The sequence below is a fragment of the Paucibacter sp. PLA-PC-4 genome (genome assembly GCF_026241155.1).
Classification (GTDB): Bacteria; Pseudomonadota; Gammaproteobacteria; order Burkholderiales; family Burkholderiaceae_C; genus Roseateles_E.
The window spans coordinates 53,584-71,726 of sequence record NZ_JAPFGP010000006.1 but is presented as its reverse complement, the minus strand read 5'-3'; the positions used below and the strand labels follow the sequence as shown (position 1 = coordinate 71,726).

Annotated in this window: 13 protein-coding genes; 9 read left to right on the top strand and 4 right to left on the bottom strand. The window is 67.2% G+C overall.

Going from position 1 to position 18,143, the window contains the following annotated elements:
- Nucleotides 1-59: 59 nt before the first annotated feature.
- A complete protein-coding gene (locus OOZ63_RS10880; protein ID WP_266005492.1) occupies nucleotides 60-980 on the bottom strand; it encodes a hydrogen peroxide-inducible genes activator in 921 nt (306 codons plus the stop codon).
- A gap of 116 nt (nucleotides 981-1,096) precedes the next feature.
- Here OOZ63_RS10880 and panB point away from each other — a divergent pair, with 116 nt between their 5' ends.
- From panB to OOZ63_RS10865, 3 genes are all read left to right on the top strand, one after another.
- Nucleotides 1,097-1,906, top strand: coding sequence for a 3-methyl-2-oxobutanoate hydroxymethyltransferase (gene panB / locus OOZ63_RS10875; protein WP_266005491.1), 810 nt, complete (start codon nucleotides 1,097-1,099; stop codon nucleotides 1,904-1,906).
- A gap of 9 nt (nucleotides 1,907-1,915) precedes the next feature.
- Nucleotides 1,916-2,746, top strand: a complete 831-nt coding sequence (panC, locus tag OOZ63_RS10870; protein ID WP_266005490.1) for a pantoate--beta-alanine ligase — start codon at nucleotides 1,916-1,918, stop codon at nucleotides 2,744-2,746.
- A gap of 118 nt (nucleotides 2,747-2,864) precedes the next feature.
- A complete protein-coding gene (locus tag OOZ63_RS10865) occupies nucleotides 2,865-3,542 on the top strand; it encodes a peptidylprolyl isomerase (RefSeq protein WP_266005489.1) in 678 nt (225 codons plus the stop codon).
- Between the two features lie 10 nt (nucleotides 3,543-3,552).
- On the opposite strand, the gene recG is transcribed toward OOZ63_RS10865, so the two are convergent.
- From recG to OOZ63_RS10850, 3 genes are read right to left on the bottom strand one after another with little or no spacing between them, the layout of a single operon-like run.
- Nucleotides 3,553-5,613: an ATP-dependent DNA helicase RecG gene (gene recG / locus OOZ63_RS10860; protein ID WP_266005488.1), complete on the bottom strand. Its 2,061-nt coding sequence runs from the start codon at nucleotides 5,611-5,613 to the stop codon at nucleotides 3,553-3,555.
- A 49-nt stretch (nucleotides 5,614-5,662) separates the two neighbouring features.
- The gene (locus tag OOZ63_RS10855) at nucleotides 5,663-6,331 is read right to left on the bottom strand and encodes a PEP-CTERM sorting domain-containing protein (protein WP_266005487.1); all 669 of its coding nucleotides are present in this window, start codon (nucleotides 6,329-6,331) and stop codon (nucleotides 5,663-5,665) included.
- Nucleotides 6,332-6,367: 36 nt separating this feature from the next.
- Complete coding sequence (locus tag OOZ63_RS10850) at nucleotides 6,368-7,105, bottom strand: right-handed parallel beta-helix repeat-containing protein (protein ID WP_266005486.1); 738 nt, start codon at nucleotides 7,103-7,105, stop codon at nucleotides 6,368-6,370.
- A gap of 237 nt (nucleotides 7,106-7,342) precedes the next feature.
- Here OOZ63_RS10850 and OOZ63_RS10845 point away from each other — a divergent pair, with 237 nt between their 5' ends.
- From OOZ63_RS10845 to OOZ63_RS10820, 6 genes are all read left to right on the top strand, one after another.
- Nucleotides 7,343-8,491: an aminotransferase class V-fold PLP-dependent enzyme gene (locus OOZ63_RS10845; protein ID WP_266005485.1), complete on the top strand. Its 1,149-nt coding sequence runs from the start codon at nucleotides 7,343-7,345 to the stop codon at nucleotides 8,489-8,491.
- 119 nt (nucleotides 8,492-8,610) lie between these two features.
- The gene (locus OOZ63_RS10840) at nucleotides 8,611-10,056 is read left to right on the top strand and encodes a circularly permuted type 2 ATP-grasp protein (protein WP_266005484.1); all 1,446 of its coding nucleotides are present in this window, start codon (nucleotides 8,611-8,613) and stop codon (nucleotides 10,054-10,056) included.
- A gap of 3 nt (nucleotides 10,057-10,059) precedes the next feature.
- A complete protein-coding gene (locus OOZ63_RS10835; protein ID WP_266005483.1) occupies nucleotides 10,060-10,998 on the top strand; it encodes an alpha-E domain-containing protein in 939 nt (312 codons plus the stop codon).
- A gap of 41 nt (nucleotides 10,999-11,039) precedes the next feature.
- The gene (locus tag OOZ63_RS10830) at nucleotides 11,040-14,474 is read left to right on the top strand and encodes a DUF2126 domain-containing protein (protein WP_266005481.1); all 3,435 of its coding nucleotides are present in this window, start codon (nucleotides 11,040-11,042) and stop codon (nucleotides 14,472-14,474) included.
- 66 nt (nucleotides 14,475-14,540) lie between these two features.
- Nucleotides 14,541-17,189 carry a circularly permuted type 2 ATP-grasp protein gene (locus tag OOZ63_RS10825; protein ID WP_266005480.1) on the top strand — a complete coding sequence of 883 codons (2,649 nt, stop codon included), beginning with the start codon at nucleotides 14,541-14,543 and terminating at the stop codon, nucleotides 17,187-17,189.
- Nucleotides 17,099-18,106, top strand: coding sequence for a transglutaminase family protein (locus tag OOZ63_RS10820; protein WP_416234722.1), 1,008 nt, complete (start codon nucleotides 17,099-17,101; stop codon nucleotides 18,104-18,106). Before OOZ63_RS10825 ends, OOZ63_RS10820 begins: the two co-directional genes overlap by 91 nt.
- The last annotated feature ends 37 nt before the right edge of the window (nucleotides 18,107-18,143 follow it).

Here is an 18,143-nt window from a genome sequence, read left to right as displayed (position 1 = left end):
GCCGGAGCTCCATATTCGGTCCGAGCGGCCGCGGCCGCAATCCCTCTTCTGGCCAGTCTTTAGCTCAGTCTTGTCACCCCGTTCAGCGCGCACTCATAGATCGCATTGCGCAACGCCGCGATAGCCTCGTAGCGGGTGAATGTGCGGCGCCAAGCCAGTACCACGCGGCGGGTAGGCACGGGCGCGGCGAAGGGGATGAAGCGCAGATGGGTCTGCGGCTCCGCTGGCACGCTCAGGCCCGGCACCACGGTGACGCCCATGCCCGAGGCCACCATGTGCTTGATGGTCTCCAGCGAGCTGCCCTCGAAGCTCTTGCGTATGCCCTCGGCGTCGCTGGAGAAGCGCGCGAACTCGGGGCAGACCTCCAACACATGATCCCGAAAGCAGTGGCCGGTGCCCAAGAGCAGCATGGTCTCGCTCTTGAGTTCTTGCGAGCTGATCTCGCTGCGCTCCGCGAAAGGGTGGCTGGCCGGCGCGGCGATCACGAAGGGCTCGTCGTAGAGCGGCGCGATCGCCAGGCCTGTGTCCGGAAAGGGCTCGGCCATGATGGCGCAGTCGAGCTCGCCGGTGCGCAGCATCTCCAAGAGCTTGACGGTGAAGTTCTCCTGCAGCATCAGTGGCATCTGCGGGTAGTGCGCGATCACGCTCTTGACCAGCTGGGGCAGCAGATAGGGGCCTATCGTGTAGATCAACCCTAGGCGCAGCGCGCCGGCCAGCGGGTCCTTGCCGCGCTTGGCGATCTCCTTGATCGCGCTGGCCTGCTCGATCACCGACTGGGCCTGGCGCACGATGTCCTCGCCCAGCGGCGTCACCGTGACCTCTGCGGCGCCGCGCTCGAAGATCTTGACGTCCAGCTCCTCCTCCAGCTTCTTGATCGCGACGCTCAGCGTCGGCTGGGAGACGTGGCAAGCCTCGGCCGCGCGGCCGAAATGCCGCTCGCGGGCGACGGCGACGATGTAGCGCAGTTCAGTCAGGGTCATTGTTTTCTCCTATCAGGGGCGAAGCCTACATTGCCTTGATCGGTTCTGTGGAGATGACTGACCCCGCTACACTGCGCCCGCCTGCGGCCTGCGGGCATTCGCCAATCGCACAAATCATGAGTACCGAGCGCAAACCCCTGAGCCTTCCCCGCCTGCAGCAAATGCATGCCGACGGCGAGAAGATCGCGATGCTGACCTGCTACGACGCGGCTTTTGCGAGCCTGCTGGACGGTGCTGGTGTGGACATCCTCTTGATCGGTGACTCGCTGGGCAATGTGCTGCAGGGTCGCGGCTCGACCGCGCCGGTCAGCCTGGACGATATGGTCTATCACACCACCTGTGTGCGGCGCGGCGTCAAGACGGCCTGGGTGCTGGCTGATCTGCCTTTCGACAGCTACCACGTCAGCAAGGAAGAGGCCTGGAAGAGCGCGGCCGCCCTGGTCAAGGCCGGTGCCCAGATGGTCAAGCTGGAGGGCGGCGGCTGGACGGTGGAGACGGTGCGCTTTCTCAGCGAGCGTGGCATTCCGGTCTGCGCCCATCTGGGCTTCACGCCGCAGACCGTCAACGCGCTGGGCGGCTTCAAGGTGCAGGGCCGCGACGAGGCCGGCGCCGCGCGCATCAAGCGCGAGTCTCAGGAGCTGGTCGAGGCCGGTGCGGCCATGCTGCTCTATGAGATGGTGCCGGCCACGCTGGCCGCCGAGATCACCGCCGCCTCCAAGGTGCCGGTGATCGGCATAGGCGCCGGCGTCGGCTGCTCGGGCCAGGTGCTGGTGCTGCACGACATGCTGGACATCACACCGGGCCGCCGGCCCCGCTTCGTCAAGAACTTCATGGCCGGCGCGGCCTCGATCCAGGACGCGGTGGGCCGCTATGTGGCCGAGGTCAAGGCGCAGACCTTTCCCGACAACCAACTCCACAGCTACTGATTGAGCGCGATGCAAGTCATTCACACCATCGCCGAACTGCGCCAGGCCCTGGCCGGCCGCCCCAACGCCTTCGTCCCGACGATGGGCAACCTGCATGAGGGCCATCTGTCCCTGGTGCGCCAGGCCAAGTCGGCCGCACAGGGTGGCCCGGTGGTGGCCAGCATCTTCGTCAACCGCCTGCAGTTCGCGCCGCACGAGGACTTCGACCGCTACCCCCGCACGCTGGCGCGCGATGCCGAGCTGCTCAAGAGCGCCGGCTGCGACTATGTGTTCGCGCCCGACGAGGCCGAGCTCTACCCCGAGCCGCAGGGCTACAAGGTGCAGCCGCCGGCTGAGCTGGCCGATATCCTCGAAGGCCATTTCCGCCCGGGCTTCTTTACCGGCGTCTGCACCGTGGTGGCCAAGTTGTTCAATATCGTGCAGCCGCGCTGGGCGGTGTTTGGCAAGAAGGACTATCAGCAGCTGATGGTGCTGCGCCGCATGGTGGCGCAGCTGGCCCTGCCGATCGAGATCTTGGCCGGCGAGACCACGCGCAGCGAGCAGGGCCTGGCCCTGTCCTCGCGCAACGGCTACCTCAGCGAGGCCGAGCGCGAGGAGGCCTTGCGCCTGAGCCGCACACTAAGAGCCATGATCGCGCGCTGGCAGGGCGGGGAGCGTGATGTCGCCGCCATTGAGGCCCAAGCGATGGCGGCGCTGCAAGCCGCCGGCTGGGCGCCCGACTATCTGGTGCTGCGCCGCCGCCTCGATCTGGGCGCGCCGGCCGAGGGGCAGTTGCTGGTGGCGCTGGCGGCTGCCAGGCTGGGGCAGACGAGGTTGATTGACAACCTGGAGTTCATGTGAAGCGCTCGTAAAGTTTGTGCGAATAGCGGTATTGATGGGGGAGGTCCACAGGCCCGCTGCTCGCGAACATCGATACTGCGGCGCTTCTCAGGTATCGCTTCGAGCTGACCCAAAGACCATGAATCTGATCAAGACACTGTGCGCCACAAGCGCCCTGACTCTTCTGGCTGCCTGCGGTGGTGGTGGTAGCAGTGGCGACGACAACAATGTAGGCGTCCGACCCAAGCCGAACCCCAATCCGACCGCGCCGACCACGAGCTGCAGTGCCGCCGGCATTGCCGCATCGACCGCCAGCCCGGCGGCTAACACCGTCTGCATGCTGACCAGCAAGGGCGAGATCGTCATCGAGCTGGAGACCGCGAAGGCACCGATCACGGTGGCCAACTTCCTGAAGTATGTGCAGGACGGTTACTACAGCAACACCATCTTCCATCGCGTCGTGCCCAACTTCGTCGTGCAAGGCGGCGGCTTTACGACCGGGTTCGTAGCCAAACCGGGCGTCGGCTCCGCGATCAAGTTGGAGAGCAATGTTGGCCTGTCCAATGTGCGCGGCACCATCGCGATGGCGCGTACGACGGCGGCGGACTCTGCCACCAGCCAGTTCTACTTCAACACTGTGAACAACACCGGTCTGGACTACAAGAGCGCAGCCGAACCAGGCTATGCGGTGTTCGGTCGCGTGATCTCTGGCCTGGGCACGGTGGATGCCATCAATGCCGAACCCCAATTGCCGGTTGCCAATGCCGAAACTCCTGCTACCGAGGTGCTGCTGTACTGGGCGATCAAGCTGAAGTAAGCAACAGGCCTCAGGCCTTCAAGAACTCCGCCTTCGAGCCCAGCCAACGCTCCACCTGACGGCTCGCCGCCTCCGGGTGGCGGTCCAGCAGTTGCGGCGCCAGTTCGCGCGCCGCCTTCAAGAGCGGCGCGTCTTCCTGGAGATCGGCAAAGCGCAAGAGCTCGGCGCCGCTCTGGCGCGCGCCCATGAACTCGCCGGGGCCGCGGATGTCGAGGTCGCGGCGCGCGATCTCGAAGCCGTCATTGGTCTCGGCCATGGCGCGCAACCGGTCCTTGCCGGTCGGTGACAGCGGGCCGGTGTAGAGCAGCACGCAAACGCTGGCCACCGCGCCACGGCCGACGCGGCCGCGCAGCTGGTGCAGCTGGCTCAGGCCGAAACGCTCGGCATGCTCGATCACCATCAGGCTGGCGTTGGGCACATCGACACCGACCTCGATCACCGTGGTCGCCACCAGCACGCTCATCTGCCCGGCGCTGAACTGCGCCATCACCGCTGCCTTTTCGGCCGGCGGCATGCGGCCGTGCAGCAGTCCGACCAGCTGGCCTTCCAGCGCGGCGCTCAGCTCCGCGTGGGTCTCGGTCGCGTTCTTCAGATCTAGCGTCTCCGATTCTTCGATCAACGGGCAGACCCAGTAGACCTGGGCCCCCTTGGCGACCTCGTCGCGGATTTTGGCGATCACGTTGTCGCGCTTGCTGTCTGCAAACACCTTGGTGACGATGGGTGTGCGGCCGGGTGGCAGCTCGTCGATGGTGCTGACGTCCAGATCGGCGAAGTAAGTCATCGCCAAGGTGCGCGGTATCGGCGTCGCACTCATCATCAAGAGATGCGGCTCCAGCGCCTGGCTGGCCAGCTTTTTGCGCAAGGCCAGCCGCTGCGCGACGCCGAAACGGTGTTGCTCGTCGATGATGGCCAGGCCCAATTTCTTGAACTGCACCTTGTCCTCGATCACCGCATGGGTGCCGATCACCAGCTGGGCTTCTCCGGAAGCCGCAGCATCGAGCATCTTTTGGCGCGCCTTGCCCTTGACGCTGCCTGTCAGCCAGGCGACCTTGAGTCCCAGCGGCTCCAGCCAGCCGAGCAGCTTCTTGAAATGCTGCTCGGCCAGGATCTCGGTGGGCGCCATCAGCGCGCACTGCCAGCCCGCATCGACCGCCACCGCCGCCGCCAGCGCGGCCACCACGGTCTTGCCCGAGCCGACATCGCCCTGCAACAGCCGGTGCATCGGAGCGGGGCGGGCCAGGTCTTGCGCGATCTCCTCGCCGACCCGCTGCTGCGCGCCGGTCAGGCCGAATGGCAGGGTGGCCAGCAGCTGCTCATGCAGGCCGCCCCGCGCGGCCCGCAGCGCAGGCGCCCTCAGCCGCGCTCGCTCGCGCTGAGCGCGCAGCTGGCTGAGCTGCTGGGCCAGCAGCTCCTCGAATTTCAGTCGCTGCCAGGCCGGGTGGCTGTGGTCTTCCAGCGTGCTCAGGCCCGCGGCCGGTGGCGGGTGATGCAGAAAGTCCAGCGCCTCACGCAGGCTGGGCAGTCGGGCCGGCACCGTGCCGGGCGGGAGCAGCTCCTCCAGCGCGGCACGCTTAAGACCCGAGGCCACGGCCTTGCGCAGATAGACCTGGGGCAGGCTGGCGCTGCTGGGGTAGACGGGGGTCAGACTCTGCGCCAGCGGCGTGGCCTCGCTGACCGCCTTGAAGGTCGGGTGCACCATCTCGCGTCCGAAGAAGCCGCCACGCAGCTCGCCGCGCACCCGCAGCCGGTTGCCCTCGGCCATGGTTTTCTGGTGAGAGGGGTAGAAGTGGATGAAGCGCAGCAGCAGCTCGCCGCTGTCATCGGCCATCTTCACCAGCAGCGAACGCCGCCCGCGCAGCTCGACCCGGCACTCGATCACCACCCCCTCGCACTGCACCGTCTCGCCCTCGCGCGCCACGCCGATGGGAGTGATGCGGGTCTCATCCTCGTAGCGATGCGGCAGGTGCAGGGCCAGATCGATATCGCGCACGAGGCCCAGCTTCTCCATGGCCTTTTGTGGGGCGGATTTGGGACGGGGCGTCGTTGCGGGGCTGGATGAATCCTCAGGCATGGGCGCGATTCTGCCCTGGGCGGTGGCCTTGCCAGGCGAGTGCGCCGCTTCAAGCCGTGCGAGCGGCTCGGCGCATCAGCAGCAAGCCCAGTCCCGCCAGTGCCAAGGCCAGGCTGCCTGGCTCCGGCACGGGCGAGGCTGGCGCGCAGCCGGATGTGCAGCCGAAGTCGGTCAGGCGGCCCTGCAAGAGGCCTGCGCTTGACTCGTAGCTAAAGCTGCTCCATTGGAAGTCGGCCAGTGCCAGGCCGCCGTCGGGCAGTGGCAGGGCGTCGCTTGCGAAGACCTGGGCGGCGAAGTCCCACAGTGTCAGTTGCAGGCTCTGCGTTCCGGCGGCATTCTGGGCTAGCGCGCCGAACTGGTCGCTGCCGCCCAGGTTGTCGCTGATCAGGACGTTGAACACCTGCTGGTGGGCCGCGACGTGCGCTCCGTTGTCAAAGCTAACGCTCATGCCCCAGGGGGCGCCGGCGTGGGCGTAGGCGGCGGTACTCCCGTCGGCAATGCCGTCGACGGCCAGGCTGTTGAAGCTGAAGCTGCCGGTGAAGGAAGACCAGCCGCGATCGGCATCGTCCCAGTCCACCGTGCCCGAGAAGGCGTAGGTGATGGGAGCGGCATGGGCTTTCGGCGTGGCCACCACGGACAGGCTTAGTGCCGTCAGTAGGCCGGCGGCCAGGGCGGCGAGGGGACGGAGCGGCCAGAAGAGATGTTGAATGTTGTTCATGATGTGGGACTGCAGGCTTGGGGGTAAGGTGGTGGCTCAGTAGCTGGAGGTGTCGACCAGGTCGGACTTATTGAGCGCTGCTCGGTTCGAGCGGAGGGTGCCAGCCCGGATACCGATACTGTTTTTGGTAGCTAGGCTGTCTCTGACGGTGCTCAGGGAGCCGCTGTAGCTGTCGATGCCGATGGTGTTGCGCACGGCGACGACGTTGTCCACCAGGCCCAAGTCGTCGACATAGATGCCGGCCTTGCTGTTCATCTCGGCCAGCACGCCGGTGATGCGTGTTGCGAAGTCGTTCGTGGCCATGATGCCGGTAAGGTTGTGACGGACCGCCAGCCCTTCGATCAGACCGCCGCCCAGGAATATCCCGGCGCTGAAGCCGCGGATGCTGCCGTTCCTCACGGTGGTGTTGGGACTTGCGCTGCTGTCGATGCCGTACAGGCCACCGGCAGCGCTGCAGCTGACGACGTAGTTGCTGTTGTTGAAGCTGCAGCTGCGCCCGGCCTTGATCGTGAAGCCGTTCAGGTCCAGGGTCACGTCTTCGGTCTGGATCAGGATGCCGCTGAGTCCGTCGGGCACATTTAGATTGCTTTTGAGCACATAGTGACCCGGCTGGCTCAATGTGATTGGGTATCCCGGCGTGTCGCCCGGTGTGGCATTGCCGGACATGGCACGGTTGTGATCGAGAAGGGTTTGGGCCTTGGCGGCGGCGCTGCATAGCGCCATCAGCGTTACGCACAGGGTTGAGATGAGGCGGGGGTTCGTAGAAGGTTGCATTGCGGGTTCTTTGTGAAGTCGAATGAGGCCTTTGCGCCATGGGTGCCAGGTCTTGCCGGCCGTGACCGGAGCGCAGGCAGTCTCGTGTCGGACCGCTTCACCAGCGTTTCGTCAAGGCGGGCGGCAGGTTTCGTTTGTTGCGTCGCATCCCGCCCATGGGGGCGTCCACTTGCCCTGCTGGTGATAAGCTGGTTCGCGACTGGGACGCCCCGTACCCCCAGCACTTAGGAGACCCTCATGCCCGGCCTGCTCCCCGACGTCGACCCCGACGGCCTGCTCGAATACTCGGTGGTGTTCACCGACCGTGCGGTGAACCATATGTCGCAGAAGTTCCAGCGCGTGATGCGGGACATCTCTGGCGTGCTCAAGGAGGTCTACGGCGCCCGCTCGGCCATCGTCGTGCCGGGTAGCGGTACGTTCGGCATGGAGGCGGTGGCGCGTCAGTTCGCCAGCGGCCGCAAGACCCTGGTGATACGCAATGGCTGGTTCAGCTACCGCTGGACCCAGATCTTCGAGATGGGCAAGATCCCGGCCGAGCAGTTGGTACTGAAGGCAAGACCTGTCACTAGCGCCCGGCAGGCAGCGTTTGCACCTGCGCCGATCGAGGAGGTGGTGGCGACGATACGTGCCGAGCGGCCCGAGATCGTGTTCGCACCCCATGTCGAGACCGCCGCCGGCTTGCTGCTGCCTGATACCTATATGCGCGCGGTAGCCGAGGCGGCCCATGAGGTCGGCGCGCTGTTTGTGCTGGACTGCATTGCCTCGGGCGCGCTGTGGGTGGACATGGCCGCCACCGGCGTCGATGTGTTGATCAGCGCGCCGCAAAAGGGCTGGAGTGGCTCACCCTGCTGTGCTTTCGTGATGCTCAGCGAGCGGGCTCGGGCGCAGATCGACGGCACGACCAGCAGCAGCTTCGCTGCCGATCTGAAGAAGTGGCTTCAAATCATGGAGACCTACGAGGGCGGCGGTCATGCCTATCACGCCACTTTGCCGACCGATGCGCTGACCCGCACCCGAGATGTGATGCTGGAGACCCGCGAGTACGGCTTTGAGCGCTTGCGCAGCGAGCAGCTGGCGCTGGGCCAACGGGTGCGAGCGCTCTTGCAGTCCAAGGGCTTGCGCAGCGTCGCGGCGGAGGGCTTCCAGGCCCCGGGCGTAGTTGTCAGCTTCACCGACCACGACGGCCTGCATAGCGGCAAGGCCTTTCTGGCCGAGGGCGTGCAGAGTGCCGCTGGTGTGCCGCTGCAGTGCGACGAAGGCCCGGACTTCAAGACCTTCCGCATTGGACTGTTCGGCCTGGACAAGTTGCATCAGCCCGATCGCACCGTGGCCAGCCTCGGCACGGCGCTGGAACGCATCCTCGGCGCCGATGCGGCCGCTGCCTGATTGACCGGGCGCGCCCCGCCCTGGTGCATCGGCAGCGCGCCGCAGCGGCTCTTGGTGCACGGCCCCCGGCTCAAAGCTGGTGCGCTTATTGCTCTGTATCCCGGGAGAGGAGAGCCTCGATGAGATCCGGTTTCGATGAGATGCATGGCGGAGACGCCCGGGCGCGCCCGCAGTACCAGGCCTATGAACGCTGGCTGGCCCAGCAGCCGGTCGAGACCATGTATGCGCGGCGCGAGGAAGCGGAGTTGATCTTCCGCCGCGTCGGCATCACTTTTGCGGTGTACGGTGCCAAAGACGGCGACAAGGACGGCGGCGAAGGCACGGAGCGCCTGATTCCTTTCGATCTGATCCCGCGCGTGATTCCGGCCCATGAGTGGCGCGAGCTCGAGGCCGGCCTGCGCCAGCGCGTCACCGCACTGAACCGCTTCATTCACGACGTCTATCACGAGCAGGCCATCCTGAAGGCTGGCATCGTGCCGGCCGAGCAGATTCTGCGCAATGCGCAGTTCCGGCCCGAGATGATGGGCGTGGCGGTGCCGAAGAATATCTATTCGCACATCGCCGGCGTCGACATCGTGCGCGCGGCCAATCCGGATGGCTCTGGCAGCTACTACGTGCTCGAAGACAATCTGCGCGTGCCCTCCGGCGTGTCTTACATGCTGGAAAACCGCAAGATGATGATGCGGCTGTTCCCAGAGCTGTTCTCGCAGCACCGCATCGCGCCGGTCGCGCACTACCCGGATCTGCTGCTGGAGACCTTGCGCAGCGTGGCGCCGCAGGGCGTGGTCGATCCCACCGTGGTCGTGCTGACGCCGGGCATGTACAACTCGGCCTATTTCGAACATGCGTTCTTGGCCCAGCAGATGGGCGTTGAGCTGGTGCAGGGCCAGGACCTGTTCGTCGACAAGGACTGCGTCTTCATGCGCACGACGCGCGGGCCGAAGCGGGTCGATGTGATCTACCGCCGGCTCGATGATGACTTCCTTGACCCCCAGGTCTTCCGCGCCGACTCTACGCTGGGCTGCCCGGGCTTGATCGCCGCCTACAAGGCCGGCAATGTGACTCTGTCCAACGCGGTCGGCACCGGCATCGCCGACGACAAGTCCATCTACCCCTACGTCCCCAAGATGGTCGAGTTCTACCTGGGCGAGAAGCCCATCCTGAACAATGTGCCGACCCATCTGTGTCGCGACGAGGACGATCTGTCCTATGTACTGGACCACCTGAGCGAGCTGGTCGTCAAGGAGGTGCATGGCGCCGGCGGCTACGGCATGCTGGTCGGCCCGGCCGCCAGCACGCAGGAGATCGCCGACTTTCGCGCCCAGCTGCTGGCAAACCCGTCCAACTACATCGCCCAGCCGACTCTGAGTCTGTCCACTTGCCCGACCTTTGTCGACTCGGGCATAGCGCCCCGTCATATTGATCTGCGACCCTTTGTGTTGTCGGGCAGCACGGTGCAGATGGTGCCTGGCGGCCTGACCCGGGTGGCGCTGAAGGAGGGCTCGCTGGTGGTCAACAGCAGCCAGGGCGGTGGCACCAAGGACACCTGGGTTTTGGAAGGCTGAGCGATGCTCTCTCGTACCGCTGATCATCTGTTCTGGCTGGCCCGCTATATGGAGCGGGCTGAGAACACCGCGCGCATGCTGGACGTCAACTACCAGACCTCGCTGCTGCCGCAATCGCCCGAGGTGGCCGAGCAGGGCTGGCGCGCCCTCTTGTCAATCTCGGAGCTGACCCAGGACTACCAGGACCGCTACGGCGAGATCGACGCGAAGCGGGTCAAGGATTTCATCGTGCGCGACGAGCGCAACCCCTCGTCCATCATCAGCTGCCTGCGCGCGGCCCGCGAGAACGCCCGCGCGGTGCGCGGCGCGCTGACCACCGAGGCCTGGGAGACCACCAACCAGACCTGGCTGGAGTTCAAGCGCCTGATCGCCGACGGCCTGCTGCTGCGTGATCCCTCGGCGCTGTTCGAGTGGGTCAAGTTCCGCTCGCACCTGTCGCGCGGGGTCACTGTCGGCACCATGCTGCAAGACGAGGCCTTCAACTTTCTGCGCATCGGCTCTTTTTTGGAGCGGGCCGACAACACGGCCAGGCTGCTGGACGTCAAGTTCCAGGCTCCCGAGGGCGGCGCCAGCAGCAGCGCCTACGATTTCTATCACTGGTCGGCCATCCTGCGCTCGGTCTCGGCCTTCGAGATCTACCGCAAGGTCTACAGCAATGTGATCCAGCCCGAGAAGGTGGCCGAGCTGCTGATACTGCGCAGCAATATGCCCCGTTCGCTGGCCCACTGCCTGTCGCGATTGGTCGACAACCTCGACCGAGTGGCCAACGAACATTCCGGCGAGACCCAGCGCCAGGCCGGGCGCTTGCACGCCGAGCTGGCCTATGGCCGCATCGACGAGATTCTGGCCGGCGGCATGCACGAATTTCTTGATCAGTTTCTAAACCGCGTCGGCGAACTGGGTGCAGGCATCAGCCGCGACTTCCTGATGCCGGCGGCCTGACCCGCGCCTGGGCCACCAAACAAAGCCTCAAAGGAATTGCCTTGTCCATCCACGTCGCGCTCAAGCATGTCACGCACTACCGCTATGACCGGCGCATCAGCCTGGGGCCCCAGGTCGTGCGCCTGCGTCCGGCGCCGCACAGCCGCACCCCCATCCTGTCGTACTCGCTGCGGGTCGAGCCCGAGGGGCACTTCATCAACTGGCAGCAGGACCCCTTCGCCAACTATCTGGCGCGCCTGGTGTTCCCGGAGCAGACCCGCGAGTTCAAGGTCACGGTCGATTTGGTGGCCGAGATGTCGGTCTTCAACCCCTTCGACTTCTTCCTCGAACCGCATGCCAAGCACTTTCCCTTCACTTACGAAGAGGAGCAGCGCGCCGAGTTGGCGCCCTATTTGATTGCCGATGAGCTCACGCCGCTGCTCGCCGCCTATCTCTCCAAGATCGATCTGACGCCGCTGCCGACCATCGATTTCCTGGTGATGCTGAACCAGCGCCTGCAGCAGGACATCTCCTACCTGATCCGCATGGAGCCAGGCGTTCAGACGCCCGAACAGACGCTGGCCAAGGCCTCCGGTTCCTGCCGCGACTCGGGCTGGCTGATGGTGCAGCTGATGCGCCATCTGGGTCTGGCCGCGCGCTTCGTCTCCGGCTATCTGATCCAGCTGACCCCCGACCAGAAAGCGCTTGATGGCCCCAGTGGCACGGAGGTCGACTTCACCGATCTGCACGCCTGGTGCGAGGTCTTCCTGCCCGGCGCCGGCTGGGTGGGCCTGGATCCAACCTCGGGCCTGTTCGCCGGCGAGGGCCATATCCCGCTGGCCTGCACGCCCCAGCCTTCCAGCGCCGCACCGATCAGCGGCGCGGTGGACAAGTGCGAGGTCGAGTTCGGCCATGAGATGAGCGTCACCCGCATCTGGGAGTCGCCGCGCGTCACCAAGCCTTATACCGAGGTGCAGTGGGCCGAGGTGCTGCAGCTCGGCGAGCGGGTCGATGCGGAGCTGCTCGCCGGCGATGTGCGCCTGACCATGGGCGGCGAGCCCACCTTTGTCTCGGTCGACGACCGCGACGGCGCCGAATGGAATATCGACGCGCTGGGCCCGACTAAGCGCAGCTATGCGCAGTCCCTGCTGCAGCGCCTGCGAGCCGAATACGGGCAGGGCGGCTTTTTGCATTTCGGCCAGGGCAAGTGGTACCCCGGCGAGCAGCTGCCGCGCTGGGCGCTGTCCATCTTCTGGCGCGCCGACGGCCAGGCCTGCTGGCAAGACCCGAGCCTGATCGCCGACGAGCGCGATCCGCATGCTTACACCAGCGCCGATGCCCAGCGCTTCATGCGGGGGCTGACCGCACGCCTGGGTCTGGATGACGGCTTCGTCCAGCCCGGCTACGAGGACACCTGGTACTACCTGTGGCGCGAGCGCCGTTTGCCGGTCAATGTCGACCCCTTCGAGTCCAAGCTCGACGACGAGATGGAGCGCAGCCGGCTGCGCCGCGTCTTCGCCCAGGGCTTGGACCATGTGGTCGGCTATGTGCTGCCGATCAAGAAGGGCGATGACAAGGCACCCGGCCTTGCCGGCGCGCCCTGGGTCAGCGGCCCCTGGTTCTTCCGCGACGAGCGCATGTACCTGTTTCCCGGCGACTCGCCGATGGGCTACCGCTTGCCGCTGGATTCGCTGCCCTGGGTCAGCGAGGCGGAGTTCCCCTTCCATATCGAGCAGGATCCGTTTGCGCCGCGCGACGCCTTGCCGGCGGCTGCCCAGCTGCGCGCGCAGGCACCGTCGTTCCCGGCCTGGCCGGCGCCGGGCCATGGGCTGCCTCCGGCCGCGCCAGCCACGCCTGTCGCCCCCGCAAGCGCCAACGATGTGCCTCTGAGTCAGCGCCCCGAGCGCTTCCAGAGCGCCCACTGGATCACCCGCAGCGCGCTGTGCGTCGAGGTGCGCGACCCGCGCCGCGCCAGTGGTCCGAAGGCCGAGAAGGTCGGCCAGGCCAGCGGCGTGCTCTATGTCTTCATGCCGCCGCTGCAGAAGCTGGAGGACTATCTTGAACTGCTGGCCGCGGTCGAGGCCACGGCCGCCGCGCAGCGCGTCAAGATCGTGCTGGAGGGCTATCCGCCGCCGCGCGACCCGCGCCTGAAGATGCTGCAAGTCACACCCGACCCCGGCGTCATCGAGGTCAATATCCACCCGGCCCACAACTGGGGCGAGCTGGTCGCGCACACCGAGTTCCTCTACGACGCGGCCTGGAAGACCCGCCTCTCGACCGAGAAGTTCATGCTCGACGGCCGGCACACCGGCACCGGCGGCGGCAATCATTTCGTGATGGGCGGCGCCACGCCGGCCGACTCGCCATTTCTGCGTCGGCCCGATCTGCTGGGCTCGCTGCTGGCCTACTGGCACAACCATCCGAGCCTGAGCTATCTGTTCTCGGGCATGTTCATCGGCCCGACCAGCCAGGCCCCGCGCGTCGACGAGGCCCGCAACGACCAGCTGCGCGAGCTCGAGATCGCGCTGGGCGAGATCGAGCGTAGCAAGGCTGTCTATGGCGACGCTATGCCGCCCTGGTTGGTGGACCGCTCCTTGCGCAATGTGCTGGTGGACGTGACTGGCAACACCCATCGCAGCGAGTTTTGCATCGACAAGCTCTACTCGCCGGACAGCTCGACAGGCCGCCTGGGCCTGCTGGAGCTGCGCGCCTTCGAGATGCCGCCGCATGCGCGCATGAGCATCGTCCAGCAGCTGCTGCTGCGCGCGCTGGTGGCGCGCTTCTGGAAGGAACCCTACCGCGCGCCGCTGGTGCGCTGGGGCACCGAGCTGCATGACCGCTTCTTGCTGCCCAGCTTCGTCAAGATGGATTTCGACGACGTCATAGAGGACATGGGCCTGGCCGGCTACGGCTTTGATGCGCAGTGGTTTGCGCCGCACTACGAGTTCCGCTTCCCCAAGGCCGGCGAGATCAGCGTGGCCGGCGTGCATATGGAGATGCGCAACGCGCTGGAGCCCTGGCATGTGATGGGCGAGGAGGGCTCGGCCGGCGGGACTGTGCGCTATGTCGACTCCTCGCTGGAGCGCATCGAGGTCAAGGTGACGGGCCTGGTCGAGCCGCGCCACCGCGTCACCGTCAACGGTGTCACCCTGCCGCTGCAGCCGACCGGCCGGGTCGGCGAGTACGTGGCCGGCGTGCGCTACCGGGCCTGGCATCCGCCCTCTGCCTTGCATCCGACCATCGGCGTCCATGTGCCGCTGACCTTCGACCTGGTCGATACCTGGATGAAACGCTCGCTGGGCGGCGGCCAGTACCATGTCGCGCACCCGGGTGGCCTCAGCTATGACACCCTGCCGGTCAACAGCTACGAGGCCGAGAGCCGGCGCCTGTCGCGCTTCTCGGTGCTGGGCCACACGCCCGGCACCGTGGACGCCCGGCCGCCGCAGCGCAGCCTGGAGTTTCCGTTCACTCTGGACCTGCGCCGGGTCGCTCGGTGAGCCCGCTGACCCCCGAACAGGCGGCCCGTCATGCCGGGCGGGCCGGCCACAGGGCATGATGTGCACATGTCCTCCAGTCTTTTTAGCGCCCGGGCGCAGCAATCCAGCCTGCTGCCCGAGGACGAACTCCTCCCCGATGCGGTCGCCTTGGCCGCTGCCGCCGCCTTGCGCGGCAAACCCGGCCATCACGACGAGCTGCGTGGCCGCCTGAGCCCGGGCGCTGCTGGCGGCACCGGTGTGGGCGAGATGTCGCCGCTGTGGCAGCGCTTTTTCCAGGCCACCGGCGTGGCCGGTTGGCAGGACCTGGAGGCCCGCGCCGCCCGCGTGCAGCGCCGTGTCCAGGAGGACGGGGCCACCTACAACGTCTACAGCGAAGGCATGTCAGGCGAGACTTCGGCGCGGGTCTGGCCGCTGGAGCTGCTGCCCATGCTGGTCGATGCCGACGAGTGGCAGGGCATCGAGCGCGGCGTGATCCAGCGCGCGCATCTGCTCAACAAGACCCTGGCCGACGTCTATGGCGAGCGCCGCCTGCTCGACGCCGGCCTGCTGCCGCCCTCGCTGGTGTTCGCCCATCCGCAGTACCTGCGCCCCATGCATGGCTGCCAGCCGCCCGGCGGCGTGCACCTGCATGTCGTGGCCTTCGATCTGGCGCGCTGCGAGGACGGTCTGTGGTGGGTGGTGGGCCAGCGCACGCAGGCACCGTCGGGGCTGGGCTATATGCTGGAGAACCGTCTCATCATCGCGCAGCAGTTCCCCGAGGCCTTCCGCGAGCTCTCGGTACAGCGCGTCGGCGCCAGCTTCCAGGCCTTGCTGCAGGGGCTGATGCGGCTGTCGCCTGAGGGCGAGCGCTCGCGCGTCGCGCTGCTCACCCCGGGTCCGCACAACGAAACCTACTTCGAACACGCCTTCTTGGCCCGCTACTTGGGCATCAGCCTGGTCGAGGGCGGCGACCTGACGGTGCGCGACAACCGCGTCTTCCTGAAGACCCTGCATGGGCTGGAGCCGGTCCATGTACTCTTGCGCCGGGTCGACGACGACTATCTGGACCCGCTGGAGCTGCGCTCCGACTCGACGCTGGGCGTGCCGGGCCTGCTGCAGGCGCTGCGCGCCGGCGGCGTGGTGTTGGCCAATGCGCCCGGCTCGGGCTGGCTGGAGAGCCCCGGCCTGGCCGGCTTCTGGCCGGCCGTGGCCCGCGAGCTGCTGGGCGAGGAACTGCTGCTGCCGGCCACCACGGCCTGGTGGTGCGGCGAGGACGCCGCCTGGCGCGCTCACGAGGACCAGCTCGATGACTATGTGGTCGCGCCGACGTTTCCGGCCAGCGAGACCACCCAGGGCTTCGCCCCCAAGGCGGTGGCCGCGCTGAGCGCCAGCGAGCGCGCCGCGCTGCTGGCCCGCATCGCGGCCGACCCGGCCGCCCATACCTTGCAGGCGCGGCTGCGACCCTCGGAAACCCCGGTCTGGCGTGACGGCCATCTGCAGCCGCGAGATGCGGTGCTGCGTGTCTTCGCCGTAGCCGACGGTGCCGGGAGCTGGCATGTGATGCCTGGCGCGCTGACCCGGGTCGCCAGCCGGCGCGATGGCGGCGCCGATCCCTGGCTGTCGATGCGCAATGGCAGCGCGAGCGCCGACACCTGGGTGCGCACCGAGGACGAGATCGACACCACCAGCTTGCTGCCCAAGCCCTTAACCGCCGCCGACCTGACCGGTGCGCACTGGACCGTCACCAGCCGCTCGGCCGAGAACCTGTTCTGGCTGGGCCGCTACACCGAGCGGGCCGAGAACAGCGTGCGCCTGGCCAAACTGAGCCTGGAGGCGCTTGCCACTGCCGCGCGCGACGACCGCGCCGCTGAGCTACTGCCTTTGCTGGACGAGCTGGCGCGCCGCCACGGCCTGGTCGGCGAAAGCGTGCCGGCGGCCGAGCAGGCGCCACGTGTCTTCGAGCGCTCGTTGCTGCATGCGCTGGCCGACACCAAGGCCTCGACCAGCGTGGCCTGGAACCTGCGCGCCCTGCAGTCCTGCGGCCAGACGCTGCGCGAGCGCCTGTCGACCGAGCACTGGAAGCTGATCCATGAGGTCGGCGACCATTTCAGCCAACATATGAAGGCGGTGCTGGACAAAGGCGCGGCTGACCCGCGGGCCGATGCGCTGGGCCTGCTGGCGCGCGCGGCCACCCATCTGGCCGCGATCACCGGCGCCCAGACCGACCGCATGACGCGCGACGACGGCTGGCGCCTGCTCAGCGTCGGCCGCCAGGTCGAGCGCCTGGACTTTCTCGCCCATGCGCTGGCCGCCGGCTTCGAGCGTGGCCTGCAGCGTAGCGACGAGGGCTTCATGCTCTTGCTGGGCCTGTTCGATTCGACGATGACTTACCGCGCCAAGTTCCAGGCCCGCCGCGAGGTGCCGCCGCTGCTGCATCTGCTGGTGCAGGACACCGACAACCCGCGTTCGCTGGCCTGGGTCGCGCGCACCTTGCGCGGCCGCTTCGTCAAGCTGGCGCGCCATGAGCTGGGCTGGGCCGCCGAGGTCGTCGCGCCGCTGCCCCAACCCGACGAGTGGCTGCTGGAGCGGCTGTGCACGCCCGATGCCGCCGGCGCCTACCCTGAGCTGGTTGCCCAGCTGCACGGATGCAGCGAGCAGGCGCAAGCGCTCTCGGTGGCGCTGGGTCGCAAGCTGTTCTCGCACGTGGGCACGCACGACCAGCGGGTGTGGCAATGATCGCGCCCGTGGCACTTCCCGAACGCTGGCTCCGAGTCCAGCACGATACCGTGTACGACTATGACTCGCCGGTCGAGTTGGCCCATCACCTGGCTTGTCTGAGTCCGCGCACGACCGCGCAGCAGCAGGTGCGCGGCTGGCGGCTGACGGTGGAGCCGGCGCCCGATGGCTGGCCGGCCGCCGAGGTGCCGCCCGAGCTTTTCAGTACCGACCCTTGGGGCAATGCCCGCCTGGTGTTCAGCCATGCCCAGGTCCATGAACGGTTGGCGGTCAGCAGCGGCTTCGAGGTGGGGCTGAGCGCGCCGCCGCCCATCGATCCGCTGGCGAGCCCGGCCTGGGAAGCAGTGGCCGAGTCGCTGCGCTACCACGCCGGCGCGGTGCGCAGCGAGGCGGTGGAGTTCACGCTGGCCTCGGAATTCGTGCCGCGAGATGCGGCACTGGCGGCCTTCGGCCGCCAGGCCTTCAGGCCCGGACGACCGCTGGCCGAGGGCGCGCTGGCGCTGATGCAGCTGATCTACCGCCAGTTCGCCTACAAGCCGCTGGCCACCCATGTCGGCACCCGTGCGACCGAGGCGCTGGCGCTCAAGCGCGGCGTCTGCCAGGACTTTGCCCATGTGATGATTGGCGCCTGCCGTTCGCTGGGGCTTGCAGCCCGCTATGTGAGCGGCTATCTGCTGACCCGAGCGCCCGAGGGCAAGACCAAGCTGGTCGGCGCCGATGCCTCTCACGCCTGGGCCGCCGTCTGGTGCCCCGAGCAGGGCTGGCTGGCGCTGGACCCGACCAACAACATCCCGGTTGGCCTCGACCATGTGACGCTGGCCTGGGGCCGCGACTATGCCGACGTCGCGCCGCTGCGCGGCGTGATCCGCGGCGGCCAGGCCCATCCCAAGGTGGCAGTGACGGTAGAGCCCTTGTGAGCCGGTTCGTGGCATCGGTCCGTTTCCGGCGCTTTGA